Below are 17,531 nucleotides of genomic sequence, written 5' to 3'. Positions count from 1 at the left end.
AGGACATGGAACGGCTTGTTAGCTTAACGTGCGCTTCGAGCCTTGAGGACCCAAAACACACGAGCCGCCGCCCACATGTCCCTTCATCTTACCTACAATGTCAAAGAGCCGACAAAAACACCGGCACAGCTACCTTACCCCTTTTTCTCGGGGCGGTCAGCGCGCCAGGTTTTTTGTGACTGCCTCGGTGACCGTGTCGGCCACCGCTGCGGTGACACCCATCTAGGCGGGGGCGCCTGGGCCGTCAACACAAAAATTGCAGATTTTTTGCGGACACCCGAAAAAGTCGCTGAGAAGGCCTGCTGAGGCCCTCTAGGCGTCGATCTACTGCCGATCCCCGGTTCCGGGGTTCGTCGCGTCTCAACGCACCAGCGGCGGCCGGTTTCCCGGGCCGCCGCCTGACTGTCACATTCCCTGAGCGTCTTGCCCCTCGCCGGCCCGTGCCAGCAGCGCCCGCGCCTGTTTGAGATGCGGGGCATCGATCATCCGCCCATCCAGCTGCAGCGCCCCCGCTCCCGGTGCCGCGGCAAAGGCCGCCACCACCGCACGCGCGTCGGCCAGCGCCTCGTCCACCGGCGTAAAGGCGGCGTTGATCGCGGCAATTTGGGCCGGGTGGATCGCCATCATACCCGTAAAGCCGTCGCGCGCCCCGCGGGCAGCATAAGCGGCGAGCCCGTCCGTATCGCGAATCGCCGGATAGACGGTCTCGATCGCGGCCACCCCCGCGGCATGCGCGCCCATCAAGGCGAGCGTCCGAACCACCTCATAGGGCGGCGTATAGCGCCCGTCCGATTCGCGTGCCGCACTGGCGCCGATCGCGGCGGGCAGATCCTCCGCCCCCCAGGTCAGGCCGGCGAGCCGCTCTGCCACCGCGTCATAGCCCCCGAGCGCAAAGACCGCGCGCGGCGTCTCGGTCGCCACCGGCAGGATCGGCACGACCGCATCGCCCATCCGCGCGACCAGCGCCGCGATGTCTTTCGCCCCCTCCGCCTTGGGCAGCATCACGCCAGCCGCGCCGCGCGCTGCCGCAAGATCGGCATCGAGGTCGCCGCTCCCCAACGGATTGACGCGGACGAACCGAATCACGTCCGCCGGTTCCGCCAGATAGCGCGCCACCGCCTCGCGCGCCGCCGCCTTTGCCGGGATCGCGACCGAATCCTCTAGGTCGAGGATGATCGCATCCGCGCCGCTGGTCGCCGCCTTGGCGAATCGCTCCGGCCGGTCGCCGGGTACGAACAGCAGGGATCTCAGTCGCATCGCTCTCTCCTTAAGCGCGCCGTGCTAGCCGACGCCGCCGCCAGCGGCTACCGGCGCCGCATGACGAGCCCCGATACCTATGATGCGATCGTCCTCGGCGCCGGCGCCGCCGGTCTAATGTGCGCCGCGGTCGCCGGACAACGCGGCCGCCGCATATTGCTGGTCGACCACAATGACGTAGTCGGCGCCAAGATCCTGATCTCGGGCGGCGGGCGCTGCAACTTCACCAATATCCACACGGCGCCCGACCGATATCTGTCCGCCAACCCCCATTTCGCCAAATCGGCGCTGGGCCGCTACACGGCGGCAGACTTCGTCGACCTCGTCGATCGCTACGGAATCGCCTGGCACGAAAAGACGCTCGGCCAATTGTTCTGCGACGGGTCGGCGAAGCAGATCATCGCGATGCTGCGCGACGAATGTGCGGCGGGCGGAGTCGATTATGCCCTGTCGTCGCCGATCGGTGCGGTCGATCATGACGGCAACGCCTATCGCGTCGCCCTGCCCCGCCGCACCGTGATCGCGCCGAAGCTGGTCATCGCCACCGGTGGTCCTTCCATCCCCAAATTGGGCGCGACCGGATTCGCCTATGATCTCGCCCGCCGATTCGGATTGAAGGTGGTCGAGCCCCGGCCGGCGCTGGTGCCGCTGACGCTGGGCGGCGAGGAAGCGTTGTTCGCCACGCTGTCCGGCGTCGCATCGGAGGTGGTCGCCAGCGCCGGCAAGGCGCGGTTCCGCGAGGCCGCCCTCTTCACCCATCGCGGCCTGTCGGGTCCCGCCATCCTGCAGGTGTCGAGCTATTGGCGCCCCCGCGAAGCGATCGGCATCGACTTCGTGCCCGATGCCGCGCCCGGCTGGCTGATCGAGGCGAAGCGCCAGCAGCCCCGCACCGTCTTGCGCCGCGCGCTGGCGGTGCATCTGCCAGACCGGCTCGCCGAGGCACTGGCCGAGCGAATCGGCGTGAGCACGGAGCTCGCCAACACGCCGGACCGGCGGCTGGACGAGGCGGCGCGACGCCTTGCCGACTGGCGTTTTGCGCCCAACGGCAGCGAAGGCTTTGCCAAGGCGGAGGTCACCGTCGGCGGGATCAGCACCGCCGATCTATCGTCGCAGACGCTCGAGGCGCGCCGGGTGCCGGGCCTTCACGCGATCGGCGAAGCGGTGGACGTGACCGGGTGGCTGGGCGGCTACAATTTCCAATGGGCGTGGGCGAGCGGCTGGGCCGCAGCGCAGGCGCTCTAGAGTTTGCCTCATTCCTAGAAGCGTCACCCTATTAACGGCTCGGGCCTTTGGCGACCTCTAGCGCCCGCCCCGACCGAAGAACCTAGCCCGCGCTAGGACGACGGCCGCTTCGACACGGGCGAATCACGTCAACCGAGCAACACCCGCACGCCGATCGCCAGAATCAGCGCGGGCACCGTGGTCACCACACCGACGCGGAGGAACTGGAAGAAGCTGACGTCCTCGCCTTCGCGGCGAATTGCGATCAGCCACAGGATCGTCGCGAGACTGCCGGTGATCGACAGGTTGGGGCCGAGGTCCACGCCGATCAGCAGCGCATCGACGATCAGCTTGGGCGGGTGCGCCGCCGCGATCGTCTGCGCCGCGATCAGCCCGGCGGGCAGATTGTTGATCGCGTTGCTACCGACCGCGAGCAGACCGCCCGCCGCCGCCGCGGTCGCGCGCAGGTCGCTCGCTGCGCCGTGCATCAGCTGCGTGGCGAGCCAGTGGATCAGCCCCGTTTCCGCCAGCGCCTCGACCATCACGAACAATCCGGCGACCAGCAGCAACACCGACCAAGACACCCGCCGCAGCAATGGCAGCGGCGTCTCGCCGGCCCGCGCCTGCACCGCGATCGCGGTGGCAAGGCCTGCGCCGAAGGTCGGCCAGCCCAGATCCCAGCCGACCGCCGACGCGATCGTCAGCAAAGTCGCCGTCGCACCGATCCCGATCAGCGCCAGCCGCCCACCGGTCGACAGGCTCACTCCTTCGCCCTGCGCCGCCGTACCGCTCAGCGCATCGCGGAACAGGAAGCGCAGGCCCGCATAGGTCGCGACCAACGCCAACACCGACGGCAACGCGAACGCGCCGAGCCATGCGCCCAGCCGCGGCAGGTCGCTGGCGTAGAGCACCAGATTCGCGGGATTGGAGATTGGCAGCACGAAACTCGCCGCATTGGCGACCAGCGCACAGGCGAACAGCAGCGGCAGCGGCTTCACCTCCGCCTGTCGCGCCACGGCGTAGACCGCCGGGGTCAGCACTACCGCGGTCGCGTCGTTCGACAGGAAGGTGGTCACGACCACCCCGGTCAGGAACACCAATGTGAACAGGCGCGTGGCCGATCCGTTCGCGCGCGCCGCGGCAAGATTGGCGACCCAGTCGAACACGCCCTGTTCGCGCGCCGCCTCGGACAGCAGCATCATGCCGATCAGGAACAGATAGACGTCGCTACCCTTCAGCACCGCGCCCCACGCCGCCGCGGGCGCGATCAAGTCGGTGACCAGCAGCAGCAACGCGCCGCCGACCGCCCAGATCGCCTCCGGCCAACGGAACGGCCGCGCGATGACGCCTGCGGTGGCGCCCGCACAGATGGCGACCGTCGCGATCATGCGGCGTGCCCCTTCGCCTTGGGCGCGGGATGCTTCGGCTTCGTCTCGGGCATCGCCATCGCATAGAGCGCGAGGCCGACCGCCGCTATTGCTGCCAACGTCAGGAAGCTTACGGCATAGCCTGCGCCGACGATGATCGTCCCCGCGAGCGTTGCGCTGAGCGCCGCACCCAGCCCCTGCGCCGTCGCGACCGCGCCTTGCGCGACGTTGAAGCGGCCAGACCCCTTGGTCAGATCCGCAATCACCACCGGAAACAGTGCGCCGAAGATGCCCGCCCCTACCCCGTCGAGCGCCTGAACGCCGACCAGCCACCAGGCGTCGTTCGACAGCGTATACAGCGCACCGCGTGCCGCCAGCACGCCGAACGCGACGAGGAACAGCGGCTTGCGCCCCCAGCTATCGACGTTTCGGCCGACGATGACGGCGACCGGCACCATCACCAATTGCGCCGCGACGATACAGGCGGCGGTCAGCGAGGTTGCCGAATCCTTGCCCACCGTCTTGGCGAGCAGCTGGCTGACCGACGTCAGCATCGCCGCATTGGCCAGGTGGAACAGGAACGCGATGGCGGCGAACAGCAGCAGCGGCCGGTTCTCGACCAGCACGCGCCAGCCGCCGGGCTGGTCGCAATTTTCGTCCGGTTCGCAATCGAGGCCGCGCGCCACCGCATTGTCGATATCGCCGTTGCGAATCCGCTGCGCTGCGGCGACGCTTGCCACCGTCAGCGCGCCCATCAACCAGAAGACGACGACCGGGCCGAACTTCCACGCCAGTGCTCCGGCCAGCGCGGCGGATACGGCGTTGCCGGCATGGTTGAATGCCTCGTTCCGCCCAACACGCTTCGAAAACAGCTTGGGGCCGAACAGGCCCAGCGTGATCGCGCTGATCGCCGGGGCGAACACCGCCCCCGCCACCGCCGCAAGCGACTGGGTCACGGTGACCATCGCGAAACCGTGGACGAAGGGCAGCGATACGCTGGTCAGCGTCACCAGCAATGCCGCAACGATGACGATCGCCGGCTTGTTACGGCTCCGGTCGATCAGGCCGCCTGCCGGCGTTTGCGATACCAGACCGACGATGCCCGCGATGGTCAGCACCATGCCGACGGTCGCCTCGTTCCAGCCATGCGCCGGCCCGCGTACCGCGAGCAGATAGATGGCGAGATACGGACCCAGCCCGTCGCGTACATCCGCCAGGAAAAAGTTTAGCGCATCCAGCGTGCGCCCGGCGCCATGCGGTCCGCCGCGATCTCGGGGTGCGTGCCGTGGGGCCGGGGGAGCCAGTGTCGCCATGCAGTCGTCCTCACCGCGATGGTCGGCGCCGCGGCGGCCCCGTTCCAATCCGTCGCCGCCCAACGGCAGGCGCCGGGCTTTGATCCCGCATCGGACTAATAAATGTTACGGAATGTTGCAGCGCGCATGTGGCGCCACCCGCCGATTTTTGCGCGAGTTGCGCATCGGCGCGGTTTGGCGTAGGGAGCCCGCGCGGCCTCGCTCGGCCTCGGCTTCGCGGATTTGGCGCGCAGGCAGGGTCTCTTGGGGTTACGGCCACGGCCATGATGCGCACGCGATAAGCGCCACATTACCCGTATTGCCGCCCGCATTGGCCCGCGATTTCCATCGCGATTTTGTTGTCCTGCTGCGCTCCAGCCCTGCCCTGTCGGCATGGGCTCCGGGGCCCGCTTTTATTTTAGGTTTCCCATGCCCTTTTCCTCCCTGCCCCCGCTTCTCGCTGAAGCGCTCGTCGCCCGTGGCTATGAAGCGCCCACCGCCGTCCAGGCCGCGGTGATCGAACCGGAAGCCGCCGGCCGCGATCTCGTCGTCTCCGCCCAGACCGGTTCGGGCAAGACGGTCGCCTTTGGCCTCGCCATGGCGGGCGAACTGCTCGTCGACGGCACGCTGCCGCCGCCGGGCCTCCCCCTCGCGCTGATCATCGCACCGACGCGCGAACTCGCGTTGCAGGTCAGCCGCGAGCTGATGTGGCTCTATAAGGAAGCGCATGCGCGCATCGCGACCTGCGTCGGCGGCATGGACGCCAGCAAGGAGCGTCGCTCGCTCAGCCACGGCGCGCATATCGTCGTCGGCACGCCGGGCCGCCTGCGCGATCACCTCGAGCGCGGCGCGCTCGACCTGTCCGCGCTGCGCGTCGCCGTGCTCGACGAGGCGGACGAGATGCTCGACATGGGCTTCCGCGAAGACCTCGAGCAAATCCTCGATTCGTCGCCGTCCGAACGCCGCACGCTGATGTTCTCGGCGACGATGCCCAAGCCGATCGTCGCGCTCGCCAAGCGCTACCAGAATGACGCGCTGCGCATCTCGACCGTCGGTGAGACGCGCGGCCACGGCGACATCCAATATCAGGCGGTCACCGTCGCCCCCGCCGATATCGAACATGCCGTCATCAACCTGCTTCGCTTCCACGAGGCGGAGACGGCGATCCTGTTCTGCGCCACCCGCGACAACGTTCGCCACCTCCACGCCAGCCTCGTCGAGCGCGGCTTCGCGGCGGTCGCGCTGTCGGGCGAACACAGCCAGAACGAGCGCAACCAGGCATTGCAGGCGCTGCGGGACCGGCGCGCCCGCGTCTGCGTCGCGACCGACGTCGCCGCGCGCGGCATCGATCTGCCCAGCCTCACGCTCGTGATCCACGTCGAAATGCCGCGCGACGCCGAAACGCTCCAGCACCGCTCGGGCCGCACGGGGCGCGCGGGCAAGAAGGGCACGGCGGTTCTGATCGTCCCCTACCCGCGCCGCCGCCGCGTCGACATGATGCTCAAGCAGGCCAAGATCGCCTGCGACTGGATTCCCGCGCCCTCCGCCGACGACATCCGCAAGCAGGACCGCGAACGCCTCATCGCGACGCTGCTCGAGCCGATCGAGTTCGACGACGAGGATCGCGAGCTGGCGCAGCGCCTGATCGCCGAAAAGTCGCCCGAAGATATCGCCGCCGCGCTCGTCCACGCGCACCGCGCCGCGATGCCGCAGGCGGAAGACCTGCTCGATTCGGCAGCGCCGCAGCAGAGCGAGCGTCAGCAGGGTCCCCGCCCCGGCTTCGAGGATACCGTCTGGTTCCGCATGGACATCGGCCGCCGCCAGAATGCCGACCCGCGCTGGCTGTTGCCGCTGATCTGCCGCCGCGGCCATATCACCAAGGCGGAAATCGGCGCGATCCGCATCAACCCGAACGACACGCTGTTCGAAGTGCCGCGCGCCGTCGCCGACCGCGTGCTCGCCAGCGTACAGCGCACCGCCAACCCGGAAAGCGACGAAGGCAGTCTGCAGATCGTTCCCTTCGCCGGCAATCCGCGCGCCGAGGGCGGTCACGGCGGCGGTCCGCGTGGTCCGCGCGCGCCGCGTGACAATGCCGGTCGCCCGCGTACCGGCGGCGCCCCCGCACGGCATCAGGCCAAGCCCTACCGCAAGGGCCCCCGCGGTTAAGGCGCGCGACCGATGACGTCCGATCCGGCAACGGGCGTCCGCATCCTCGTCGATGCGGACGCCTGTCCGGTGAAGGACGAAATCTACAAAGTCGCGTGGCGCCGGGAGGTGCCCGTGACGCTGGTCAGCAACGCGCCCTTCCGTATCCCGCAGCATCCGCTCATCACGCGCGTCGTGGTAAGCGACGGCTTCGACGCCGCCGATGACTGGATCGCAGAGCGCGCCGATGTCGCGGCACTGGTGATCACTGCGGATATTTTGCTGGCCGATCGCTGCTTGAAGGCGGGCGCGACGGTGCTGGCGCCTACCGGCAAGCCCTTCACGACCGCGTCGATCGGTGGCGCGATCGCGACGCGGGCGATCATGGCAGACTTGCGCGCGGGCGGCGAGCAATTGGGCGGCCCCAAGCCCTTTGCCGCGGCCGATCGCAGCCGCTTTCTGCAGGCCCTCGACACGCTGCTGGCCAAGCTGCAACGATGACGCCGACACGGGGTTCGGAACCGGACCTGTCGTTCACCGATTATCGCGGACAGTCCAACAAGGAGCATTCTCCATGTTTCGTCCGTTACTTATTGGTGCCGCCCTGGTGATCGCCGCGCCGGCCATCGCGCAGACCCAGAGCACCAATCCCGCCGATCAGCCCAGCACGCCGCTGCCCTATGATCCGGGTCACGACAGCAACACCCCGCGCAGCAACGCGATCGCCGCCGAAAGCGCGCCGGGCGTCGCCGCCGCCAATCGCGACGTCGCGGCGCAGGCGCGCATGGATGGTCATGCCGTGACCGCGGTCAACGCGGCCAATGACGCGCGCTATCAGGCCGACGTCGCCGCCTACCGCGCCGCAATGCGTGCCCGTCGTCAGACGATTGTCGCGAATGCCGCGCTGCAGGCGGACCGCGAGCGTGCTTATGCGATGGCGATGGCCGACTGGCGCGCGCAGGTCGACGCCTGCGAACGCGGCAAGACCCGCGCCTGCAACCTGCCAAGCCCGGATCCCCAGAATTATATGTGAGGCTGCGCGCCCTCGTCTAAGCGAAGCAGCCGCTTAGACGAGGGCCTGCGCCAGCCCGGCCGACGACCGGGCGAGTTCACCCTCGCCGTGGCGATCGACGACGCGGCTTCGCCGCGGCGTTGGCTGGTAAGTTCGAAACACTCACCCCATCCTCACCGTCACCCCGGACGTGTTCCGCGGTCCACCAGGCGGCCGGGGGACGCCCAGAGGCTGAAAGCCCAAGCCTCGCCGCAGAGTGGGCTCCGGAACACGTCCGGAGCGACGAAGAAAAAAGGCACATCGAAACACGGCAAGCGCCGCGGCAAAGCCGCGTCGTCGATCGACACGCGCGACAACAGGGTCGCGCGGTCGTCGGCCGGGCTGGCGCTGATCCTCGTCTAAGCGGCTGCGCCGCTTAGCCTCGGGCGCTCAGCCCTCATCCCCCATCCGCAACGCCGCGATAAACGCTTCCTGCGGAATGCTCACCGAGCCATATTCGCGCATCCGGGCCTTGCCCTTCTTCTGCTTGTCGAGCAGCTTGCGCTTACGCGTCGCGTCGCCGCCATAGCATTTCGCGGTCACGTCCTTGCGCATCGCGCTGATCGTCTCGCGCGCGATCACCTTGCCACCGATCGCCGCCTGGATCGGAATCTTGAACATGTGCCGCGGGATCAGCTCCTTCAGCCGCTCGACCATCCCACGCCCGCGCACTTCGGCGGTGCCGCGGTGGACGATCATGCTCAGCGCGTCGACCGGCTCCTCATTCACCAGAATGCTCATCTTGACGAGGTCGCCCTCGCGATAGCCGATCTGGTGATAGTCGAAGCTGGCATAGCCCTTCGACAGCGACTTCAGGCGATCGTAGAAGTCGAACACCACTTCGTTGAGCGGCAATTCGTACGTCGCCTGGGCGCGGCCCGAGACATAGGTCAGGTTCTTCTGGATACCGCGGCGGTCCTGGCACAGCTTCAGGATGCTGCCGAGATATTCGTCGGGAACGTAGATCGTCGCCTCGATCCACGGTTCGCTGATGCTCTCGATCTTATTCGGATCGGGCATGTCGGCGGGGTTGTGCAGATCGATCTGGCCGCCACCATGCGTCAGGTCGATCTGATAGACCACCGACGGCGCGGTCGTGATCAGGTCGAGGTCGTATTCGCGGGTCAGCCGCTCCTGGATGATCTCCAGGTGCAGCAGGCCGAGGAAGCCGCAGCGGAAGCCGAAGCCCAGCGCCGCACTCGTCTCCATCTCGAAACTGAAGCTCGCATCGTTCAGCCGCAGCTTGCTGATCGATTCGCGCAGCTTCTCGAAGTCGTTGGCGTCGACCGGGAACAGGCCGCAGAACACCACCGGCTGCACTTCCTTGAACCCCGGCAGCGGTTCGGCTGCGGGCTTCTTGGCGTCGGTCAGCGTATCGCCGACGCGGGCCTGCGCGACGTCCTTGATCTGCGCGGTGATGAAGCCGATCTCACCCGGTCCCAGATCGGTCAGCTGCTCGATCTTCGGCCGGAAGCAGCCGACGCGGTCGACGAGGTGCGTCGTGCCCGCCTGCATGAAGGCCACCTGCTGCCCCTTCTTAAGCGTGCCATCGATCACGCGGACCAGGATGACGACGCCGAGGTACGGATCGTACCACGAATCGACCAGCATCGCTTTGAGCGGCGCGGTCGCATCGCCCTTGGGCGGCGGAATCTTGGTGACGATCGCGTCGAGGATGTCGTCGATGCCGATCCCCGACTTGGCGCTCGCCAGCACCGCTTCGGACGCGTCGAGGCCGATGACGTCCTCGATCTCCTTGCGCACCTTCTCGGGCTCGGCGGCGGGCAGGTCGATCTTGTTGATGACGGGCACGATCTCATGGTCATGCTCGATCGACTGATAGACGTTGGCCAGCGTCTGCGCCTCGACGCCCTGCGCCGCGTCCACGACCAGCAGCGCGCCCTCGCACGCCGCCAGCGACCGCGACACTTCGTACGCGAAGTCGACGTGGCCCGGCGTGTCCATCAGGTTCAGCGTATAGGTAACGCCGTCCTTCGCGGGATATGACAGCCGCACGGTCTGCGCCTTGATCGTGATGCCACGTTCCTTCTCGATGTCCATGTTGTCGAGCACCTGGCTCGACATCTCGCGGTCGGTCAGGCCGCCGGTGCGCTGGATCAGGCGGTCGGCAAGTGTCGACTTGCCATGGTCGATATGGGCGATGATCGAAAAGTTACGGATCTGCGAAAGCGGGGTCGTCATGCGCCGCCCCTAGCAGGGGACGACGGCTTTGCGCTAGTCGCGGCTCAGCGCCTCGATCGCGTGCAGCGCGTTGATGTACCGCGTCGAGCCCTGCCCGCTCACCAGCGCCCAGCGCACGCCGCGTTCCTCCAGGATCTTGCGGCTGAGATCGAAGAAACGCTGGCGTTGCGCGGGGCTGCCGAACATCCGCGTGCCATCGTCGACCCACGGCAGATCGATATCGAAGAGCAGATAGATGTCCGCCGTATTGGTCCAGGTCGCAAACCACGGATCGCGGCGGCCGAACATCATGTCCGCCCACACCGCCGTCATCAGCGGATCGGTGTCCAGGATAACCGGATAGCTGCGCTCTGACAGCGCGCCGCGGGTCTTGCCGTCATGCCCCTTCGCGATCTCGACCAGATCGGCCATCGTCAGGTCGGTGCCGAACGCCTCGCAATAGGTGCGCCCGAACTCGGCGACATGCGGCACGCCACCGAAATGCTGGACGAGACGCGGGATCATCGCCGACTTGCCGGTGCTTTCCGGCCCGTGCAGGCAGATCGTTCGGGGCGTCACGCCGCCACCGCCAGCTGGCGTCGCGACGCCGCGCGCTGCCAATCGACGTAACCATACACCGCCAGCGCGAGCAGCACCCCGTACACGCCGGCGGTAAACCACAGCCCCTTGGCGACATAGAGCGGCACGCTCGCCATATCGACCGCGATCCACACCCACCAACTTTCGATGCGACGGCGCGCCTGCAACAGCTGGGCTGCCACCGACGCGATGGCGATCGCGCCGTCCCACCAGGGATAGGAGGCATCGGTGTACCGATGCATCAGCGCGCTCCAGATCGCCCAGGCGGCGATACCGCCCGCCAACCAGCGCGTCCGCCCCCGCGAATCGAGCGTGTCGACCACCACCTCGCCCGCCGCATGCCGACTGCGCGACCAGTTCGCCCAGCCGTACAAATTCGCCGCGAAGAAAAAGCCCTGGAGCAGCGCGTCGCTGTACAGCCGCGCCTCGAAGAACACGCTTGCGTAGATCGCCACCGCTATCAGCGCGACCGGATAGTTCCACAGGCTGCGACCTGCGACGAGCGCCACGTTCAGGATTACCAGCGCCGCAGCAAGGGCTTCGATCATGTTCACGCGCCACCTGCTACGGCGGACACGCATGATTTCGCAAGAGAGTGCATCGGGCGCTTGCATCCCGTTTCGGGCGTGGCTATAGGCGCGCCTCCAAGCACGGTCGGGTCGCCGAAAACGACCCGGACGGACTCCGTCGGGGAGTAGCTCAGCCTGGTAGAGCACTGTCTTCGGGAGGCAGGGGCCGGAGGTTCGAATCCTCTCTTCCCGACCATATATTGCTGCGGGTCCCACCCGCAGCCCCAATACCCGCCGTGGCTTCTGCCATGGCCAAGCGCCCGTAGCTCAGCTGGATAGAGCATCAGACTACGAATCTGAGGGTCGGACGTTCGAATCGTTCCGGGCGCGCCATTTTTCAAACATCGATGAATGTGGCTCGGCGTCTCGCTGATCCGGCTCAGCCGCGCGCGAACGCGGCGGCCTCGGCGACCTGTGCATCGGTCGGCGTCACACCCGTGTACAGGATGAACTGCTGCAAGGCCTGTAACGTCGCCACCTCGGTGCCGGTAATGCAGCGCTTGCCCGCCTCGCGCGCCGCGCGGAGGAAAGGCGTTTCGGGCGGATATTGCACGACGTCGAAGGCGATCGTGCAGTCCGCGATCATCTCGGCCGGAAAGGCGAGCGCGTCGGCATCGGCACCCGTCATGCCGAGCGGCGTCACGTTGATCAGCAGCGCTGCGCCCTCGTTCAGTTCCGGCGCCCAGCGATAGCCGTACAGCGTCGCGAGCGGTTCGCCTGCCGCCCGGTTGCGTGCGACGATCGTGCCGTCGGCAAAGCCGCTGTCGCGCAGCGCGGCGGCGACCGCCTTGGCCATGCCGCCCGATCCGCGCAGTACGAATCGCGTGGCAGGGTCGACGTCGCGCAGCAGATCCACCACCGCGCCGTAATCCGTATTGTGGCCGGTCAGCACGCCATCGTCGTTGACGATCGTGTTGACGCTGTCGATCGCCGCCGCGGAGGGTGCGAGCCCGTCGAGAAGCGCAATCACCGCCTCCTTGAACGGCATCGAGATCGCGCAGCCGCGGATGTTCAGCGCCCGAATGCCGCCGACTGCCGCGGGCAGGTCGGTGGTCGAGAAGGATTTGTAGACGAAGTCCAGCCCCGTCAGCTCGTACAGTCGGTTATGGAAGCGCGAGCCGAAATTGCCGGGACGCGCCGACAGGGACATGCACAGCCGCGTGTCGCGGCCGATGGGGGGCTTGGTCATGCCTCCTCCTCTCGCGTGTCGGCGCCCGCGTCAACGCACGTCATTTCGCGAACGGACCGTTGCCGTTTGCCGCCCTTCATCGCCTCGCCCACCCGCGCCATATTGCGGATCAACGAGGGCCGCCGGCGATCCGCCGCCCCCTATCGGGAGACATATCATGATCGACCTTCGTCCCTTCGCGTCGCTGGGCGGTGCCAACCACGGCTGGCTCGATGCCAAGCATCATTTTAGCTTCGCCAATTACTATGATCCCAAGCGCGAAAGCTGGGGCAATCTGCGCGTCTGGAACGACGACACGATTGCGCCGCAGTCCGGATTCCCGCCCCACTCGCATCGCGACATGGAAATCATAACCTACGTCCGCGAAGGTGCGATCACACATCAGGACAATCTCGGCAACCTCGGCCGAACAGAGGCAGGCGATGTGCAGGTCATGAGCGCGGGCACCGGCATCGCGCATGCCGAATATAATCGTGAGGATGTGACGACCAAGATCTTCCAGATCTGGATCCAGCCGACCAGCCGCGGCGAAAAGCCGAGCTGGGGCGCCCGCCCCTTCCCCAAGGGCGATCGCGCGGGACAGTTCGTCGTGCTGGCGAGCGGTTACGAGGAGGACGGCGATGCGCTGCGTATCCGCACCGACGGCCGCGTCGTCGCAGCGACGCTGAAGGCAGGCGAAAGCGCGGACTATCCGCTGGGCAAGGACCGGCGCGGCTATCTGGTGCCGGCGACGGGTGCGGTCGAGATCGACGGCGTGCGGGTCAACGCCCGCGACGGCGCGGCGATCGCGGACCAAGACGTGCTGCGGGTGACCGCGCTGGAGGACAGCGAAGTGGTGCTGGTGGACGTGGCGTAAGGCCACTCCTGCACAGCGGGCCTCACCGCCCAACACGCCGGTCATGCTGGGCCTGTCGAAGCAGGGTGAGACTCACCTGCCCTTCGACAGGCTCAGGGCGAACGGTTCCTGCGTAGCTGACCCGGCGGCGGAAGCTCGCTGCCGAGTGACCGGGCCGCGATCCTGCCCCGCAGGATCGCGAGTCCCGGTCACTCCCACTCGATCGTGCCGGGGGGCTTGCTGGTATAGTCGTAGACGACGCGGTTGACGCCCTTCACCTCGTTGATGATCCGGGTCGCGACGCGCGGCAGGAAGTCGCCGGGGAACTGGAACGCCTCCGCGGTCATGCCATCGACCGAGGTGACGGCGCGCAATGCCAGCACGCTGTCATAGGTGCGGCCGTCGCCCATCACGCCGACCGAGCGGACCGGCAGCAGCACCGCGAACGCCTGCCAGATCGCATCGTACAGCCCGGCGTTGCGAATCTCTTCGAGGTAGATGGCGTCGGCCTTGCGGAGGATGTCGCAGCGTTCCTGCGTGACCTCGCCGGGGATGCGGATCGCGAGGCCGGGCCCGGGGAACGGGTGGCGGCCGACGAAGATTTCGGGCAACCCTAGCTCGCGGCCCAGCGCGCGGACCTCGTCCTTGAACAGCTCGCGCAGCGGCTCGACGAGCTTCATGTTCATGCGCTCGGGCAGGCCGCCGACATTGTGGTGGCTCTTGATCGTCACCGACGGACCGCCGGTAAAGCTGACGCTTTCGATGACGTCGGGATAGAGCGTGCCCTGCGCCAGGAACTCCGCCCCACCGATCTTCTTCGCTTCCGCCTCGAAGACGTCGATGAAGGTCTTGCCGATGAACTTGCGCTTCGCCTCGGGATCGGTGACCCCGGCGAGGCCGTTCATGAACAGCGTTTGCGCCTGCACATGAACGAGCGGGATATTGTAATGACCCCGGAAGAGGCCGACGACCTGCTCCGCCTCACCGGCCCGCAGGATGCCTCCGTCGACGAACACGCAGGTCAGCTGGTCGCCGATCGCCTCGTGGATGAGCAGTGCGGCGACCGCCGAATCGACGCCGCCCGACAGACCGCAGATCACCTTGCCGCTGCCGACCTGGGCGCGGATGTCGGCGATCTTGGCGTCCCGGAATTCGGCCATCGTCCAGTCGCCCGTCAGGCCGCAGACGTGGCGAGCGAAGTTGGCGATCAGCTTGCCGCCGTCCGGCGTGTGAACAACTTCCGGGTGGAACTGCACGCCATAGAAGCGGCGCGCCTCGTCGGCGACGATCGCGAAGGGCGCCCCTTCCGATACGGCGACGGGGGTGAAGCCGGGGGCCAGCGCGTCGACCTTGTCGCCGTGGCTCATCCACACCTGGTGGCGCTCACCCTCGGCCCACAGGCCGTCGAACAGGCCGCAGCTGGTCTGCACGTCGACGAAGGCCTTGCCGAACTCGCCACCGTCGCCGGAGACGACGACATTGCCGCCCAGCTGCGCGGTCATGACCTGCTGGCCGTAACAGATGCCGAGGATCGGCAGACCGGCGTCGAAGAAGCGCTGCGGCACGCGCGGGCTGTTCTCGGCCGTGACCGAGGCCGGACCACCCGACAGGATGATGCCGGCCGGCTTGATCCGGTCGAAGGCCTCGTCGGCGGACTGGAAGGGCGCAATTTCCGAATAGACCCCCGCCTCTCGCACCCGGCGGGCGATGAGCTGCGTGACCTGGCTGCCGAAATCGACGATGAGAATGCTGTCGCTGTGCTGCATGGCGCCGGCCTTAGCGGCGCAGCCGCATAAGGCCAAGCCCGGCCGGCGGTGCGAAGCACCCGTCCGACGACGCGGCTTCGCCGGGGCGAGCCAAGTGACTGACAAACAGGAAAAAGGCCGCACCATCGCTGGTGCGACCTTCTTCTTGTCAGTACTTAACCTCCGTTCGCCCTGAGCTTGTCGAAGGGCATGGGAAGACCCAAGGGCTTCGACAGGCTCAGCCCGAACGGTGGTGGAGAGACTTACGCCGCCTCGTCGAAATCCTCGTCCGACATCACCGGGCCCGAATCCTGGCCCTTGGCCGACACGTCGCGGTCGACGAATTCGATGATCGCCATCGGCGACGCGTCCGAGGCGCGGATGCCGGCCTTGATGATGCGGGTGTAGCCGCCGTTGCGGTCGGCATAGCGCGACGCGAGAACGTCGAACAGCTTCACCAGCTGCGCATCGTCGAGCAGGCGGGCGTGCGCCAGACGACGGTTGGACAGGCCCCCCTTCTTCGCCAGCGTCACCAGCTTCTCGACGTAGGGACGCAGTTCCTTCGCCTTGGCGACGGTGGTGGTGATCTGCTCGTGCTTGATGAGCGCGGCCGACATGTTGCGGAACAGGGCCGTACGATGGGCCGAGGTACGCTGCAGCTTACGGCCGCCGACGCGATGACGCATGGGTATTTCCTTCGTTTGTCAGGGGGCCGTGTCACGGAACCCCAAGGCTGGCGGTTTGATAGCAGGGGACCGCCGTTCGCCCCTTTTGGAAAGTCACAAAAGTCACGCCGAGAAGGGTGTCTTTCGGTGGCCGGGTGGCGGTGCGGCGAAGCCGCACCGGTCACGTCTAACGGGTTCGGGTTGCGGCGTTGCCGCTCCCCGACCCGTCGGCCGGGCTGACGCCGTCTTCGGGATAGCATCGCTATCCCGATGCGGCTTAGCCCATAATCTCCTGCTCGAGCTTCTTGGCCATCTCTTCGATGTTCTCAGGCGGCCAGCCGGGGATTTCCATACCCAGACGCAGCCCCATCGACGAGAGCACTTCCTTGATTTCGTTCAAGGACTTGCGGCCGAAGTTCGGGGTACGCAGCATCTCGGCTTCGGTCTTGCCGACCAGATCGCCGATATAGATGATGTTGTCGTTCTTCAGGCAGTTCGCCGAACGCACCGACAGCTCCAACTCGTCGACCTTCTTGAGGAGGTAACGGTTGATCTGCTGCGTGTCGCCAGCCGTCTCGCCACCGGCTGCCGGAGCGGCCGCCTGGCCGATCGGTGCCGACGAGCGCGTGATCGCCGAATCGTCGAAGTGGACGAACAGCGCCAGCTGGTCCTGAAGGATGCGGCCGGCATAGGCCACCGCGTCTTCCGGGGTCACCGTGCCGTCGGTCTCGATCGTCAGCGTCAGCTTGTCGTAATCGAGGTCCTGACCGACGCGGGTCGGATCGACCTTGTACGACACCTGGCGCACCGGCGAATACAGCGCATCGACCGGGATCAGGCCGATCGGCGCATCGGCCGGACGGTTGGCGGTCGCGGGCACATAGCCCTTACCGATGTCGGCGGTCAGCTCCATGTTGAGCGTCGCGCCTTCGTCCAGATGGCAGATGACCAGATCGGGGTTCATCACCTCGATATCGCCCGACACGGCGATGTCGCCGGCCTTCACCTCGGCCGGGCCGGTGGCGGACAGCTGGAGACGCTTCGGGCCTTCGCCCTGCATCTTGAGCGCGATCTGCTTGACGTTCAGGACGATGTCCGTGACGTCTTCGCGCACGCCGGCAAGGCTGCTGAACTCATGCAGCACGTTCTCGATCTTGATCGAGGTGACCGCGGCGCCCTGCAGCGACGAGAGCAGCACGCGACGCAGCGCGTTGCCAAGCGTCAGGCCGAAGCCACGCTCCAGCGGCTCGGCCACGAAGGTCGCCTTGCGCTTGCCATCGCCGCCCTTCTTCTCAAGGCCGTTGGGCTTCTTCAGTTCCTGCCAGTTCTTTGCATTGACAGACACAGGTGTCCCCTAATTTGGGCCGGAACGGGGGCAGCTCCAGCCGGGAGAAAGACGCGCCGGCTCGTCAGC

The 17,531-nt window shown here is 67.0% G+C and carries 15 protein-coding genes and 2 tRNA genes; 7 read left to right on the top strand and 10 right to left on the bottom strand.

Going from position 1 to position 17,531, the window contains the following annotated elements:
• Positions 1-405: 405 nt before the first annotated feature.
• Entirely contained in the window at positions 406-1,257 is an 852-nt protein-coding gene (locus ACP690_RS11230; RefSeq protein ID WP_426261079.1) for an HpcH/HpaI aldolase/citrate lyase family protein, read from the bottom strand.
• A gap of 60 nt (positions 1,258-1,317) precedes the next feature.
• Here ACP690_RS11230 and ACP690_RS11225 point away from each other — a divergent pair, with 60 nt between their 5' ends.
• Complete coding sequence (locus ACP690_RS11225; RefSeq protein ID WP_426261080.1) at positions 1,318-2,499, top strand: NAD(P)/FAD-dependent oxidoreductase; 1,182 nt, start codon at positions 1,318-1,320, stop codon at positions 2,497-2,499.
• Positions 2,500-2,627: 128 nt separating this feature from the next.
• Here ACP690_RS11225 and ACP690_RS11220 read toward each other — a convergent pair whose 3' ends face one another.
• Both ACP690_RS11220 and ACP690_RS11215 read right to left on the bottom strand, forming a co-directional pair.
• Positions 2,628-3,866: an arsenic transporter gene (locus tag ACP690_RS11220; RefSeq protein ID WP_426261081.1), complete on the bottom strand. Its 1,239-nt coding sequence runs from the start codon at positions 3,864-3,866 to the stop codon at positions 2,628-2,630.
• Positions 3,863-5,158, bottom strand: a complete 1,296-nt coding sequence (locus ACP690_RS11215; RefSeq protein WP_426261082.1) for an MFS transporter — start codon at positions 5,156-5,158, stop codon at positions 3,863-3,865. The genes ACP690_RS11220 and ACP690_RS11215 overlap by 4 nt, the downstream gene beginning before the upstream one ends.
• Before the next feature lie 408 nt (positions 5,159-5,566).
• On the opposite strand from ACP690_RS11215, the gene ACP690_RS11210 reads away from it, so the two are divergent.
• From ACP690_RS11210 to ACP690_RS11200, 3 genes are all read left to right on the top strand, one after another.
• Positions 5,567-7,303, top strand: a complete 1,737-nt coding sequence (locus ACP690_RS11210) for a DEAD/DEAH box helicase (protein WP_426261083.1) — start codon at positions 5,567-5,569, stop codon at positions 7,301-7,303.
• 12 nt (positions 7,304-7,315) lie between these two features.
• On the top strand, positions 7,316-7,783 hold the full coding sequence (locus ACP690_RS11205; protein WP_426261084.1) for a YaiI/YqxD family protein: 468 nt from the start codon (positions 7,316-7,318) through the stop codon (positions 7,781-7,783).
• Between the two features lie 73 nt (positions 7,784-7,856).
• On the top strand, positions 7,857-8,315 hold the full coding sequence (locus ACP690_RS11200) for a hypothetical protein (protein WP_226341824.1): 459 nt from the start codon (positions 7,857-7,859) through the stop codon (positions 8,313-8,315).
• Positions 8,316-8,723: 408 nt separating this feature from the next.
• Here ACP690_RS11200 and lepA read toward each other — a convergent pair whose 3' ends face one another.
• Genes lepA through pnuC form a run of 3 tightly spaced genes read right to left on the bottom strand, consistent with a single transcriptional unit; the run spans position 8,724 to position 11,668 of the window.
• The gene (lepA, locus tag ACP690_RS11195) at positions 8,724-10,535 is read right to left on the bottom strand and encodes a translation elongation factor 4 (RefSeq protein WP_017979455.1); all 1,812 of its coding nucleotides are present in this window, start codon (positions 10,533-10,535) and stop codon (positions 8,724-8,726) included.
• A gap of 33 nt (positions 10,536-10,568) precedes the next feature.
• Positions 10,569-11,093: an AAA family ATPase gene (locus tag ACP690_RS11190; protein WP_147036497.1), complete on the bottom strand. Its 525-nt coding sequence runs from the start codon at positions 11,091-11,093 to the stop codon at positions 10,569-10,571.
• Entirely contained in the window at positions 11,090-11,668 is a 579-nt protein-coding gene (gene pnuC / locus ACP690_RS11185; RefSeq protein ID WP_426261085.1) for a nicotinamide riboside transporter PnuC, read from the bottom strand. Before pnuC ends, ACP690_RS11190 begins: the two co-directional genes overlap by 4 nt.
• A gap of 134 nt (positions 11,669-11,802) precedes the next feature.
• Between pnuC and ACP690_RS11180 the strand changes: the two genes are divergently transcribed.
• Positions 11,803-11,879 (top strand) — tRNA-Pro (locus ACP690_RS11180).
• Positions 11,880-11,939: 60 nt separating this feature from the next.
• A tRNA-Arg gene (locus ACP690_RS11175) sits at positions 11,940-12,016 on the top strand.
• 46 nt (positions 12,017-12,062) lie between these two features.
• Here the strand turns inward: ACP690_RS11175 and ACP690_RS11170 are convergent.
• Complete coding sequence (locus ACP690_RS11170; RefSeq protein ID WP_426261086.1) at positions 12,063-12,872, bottom strand: shikimate 5-dehydrogenase; 810 nt, start codon at positions 12,870-12,872, stop codon at positions 12,063-12,065.
• 157 nt (positions 12,873-13,029) lie between these two features.
• Between ACP690_RS11170 and ACP690_RS11165 the strand changes: the two genes are divergently transcribed.
• The gene (locus ACP690_RS11165; protein WP_426261087.1) at positions 13,030-13,728 is read left to right on the top strand and encodes a pirin family protein; all 699 of its coding nucleotides are present in this window, start codon (positions 13,030-13,032) and stop codon (positions 13,726-13,728) included.
• Positions 13,729-13,916: 188 nt separating this feature from the next.
• On the opposite strand, the gene guaA is transcribed toward ACP690_RS11165, so the two are convergent.
• From guaA to ACP690_RS11150, 3 genes are all read right to left on the bottom strand, one after another.
• Positions 13,917-15,473, bottom strand: coding sequence for a glutamine-hydrolyzing GMP synthase (gene guaA / locus ACP690_RS11160; RefSeq protein WP_043060683.1), 1,557 nt, complete (start codon positions 15,471-15,473; stop codon positions 13,917-13,919).
• Positions 15,474-15,715: 242 nt separating this feature from the next.
• Positions 15,716-16,138, bottom strand: a complete 423-nt coding sequence (rplQ, locus tag ACP690_RS11155; RefSeq protein ID WP_043060684.1) for a 50S ribosomal protein L17 — start codon at positions 16,136-16,138, stop codon at positions 15,716-15,718.
• 256 nt (positions 16,139-16,394) lie between these two features.
• On the bottom strand, positions 16,395-17,462 hold the full coding sequence (locus ACP690_RS11150; protein WP_017979463.1) for a DNA-directed RNA polymerase subunit alpha: 1,068 nt from the start codon (positions 17,460-17,462) through the stop codon (positions 16,395-16,397).
• Positions 17,463-17,531 lie beyond the last annotated feature (69 nt).

Source organism: Sphingomonas sp. DC4900 (assembly GCF_049896485.1).
Taxonomy (GTDB): Bacteria; Pseudomonadota; Alphaproteobacteria; order Sphingomonadales; family Sphingomonadaceae; genus Sphingomonas; species Sphingomonas aquatilis.
Note: the sequence above shows the minus strand (reverse complement) of the source record. Positions and strands in the feature narration are given on the sequence as shown.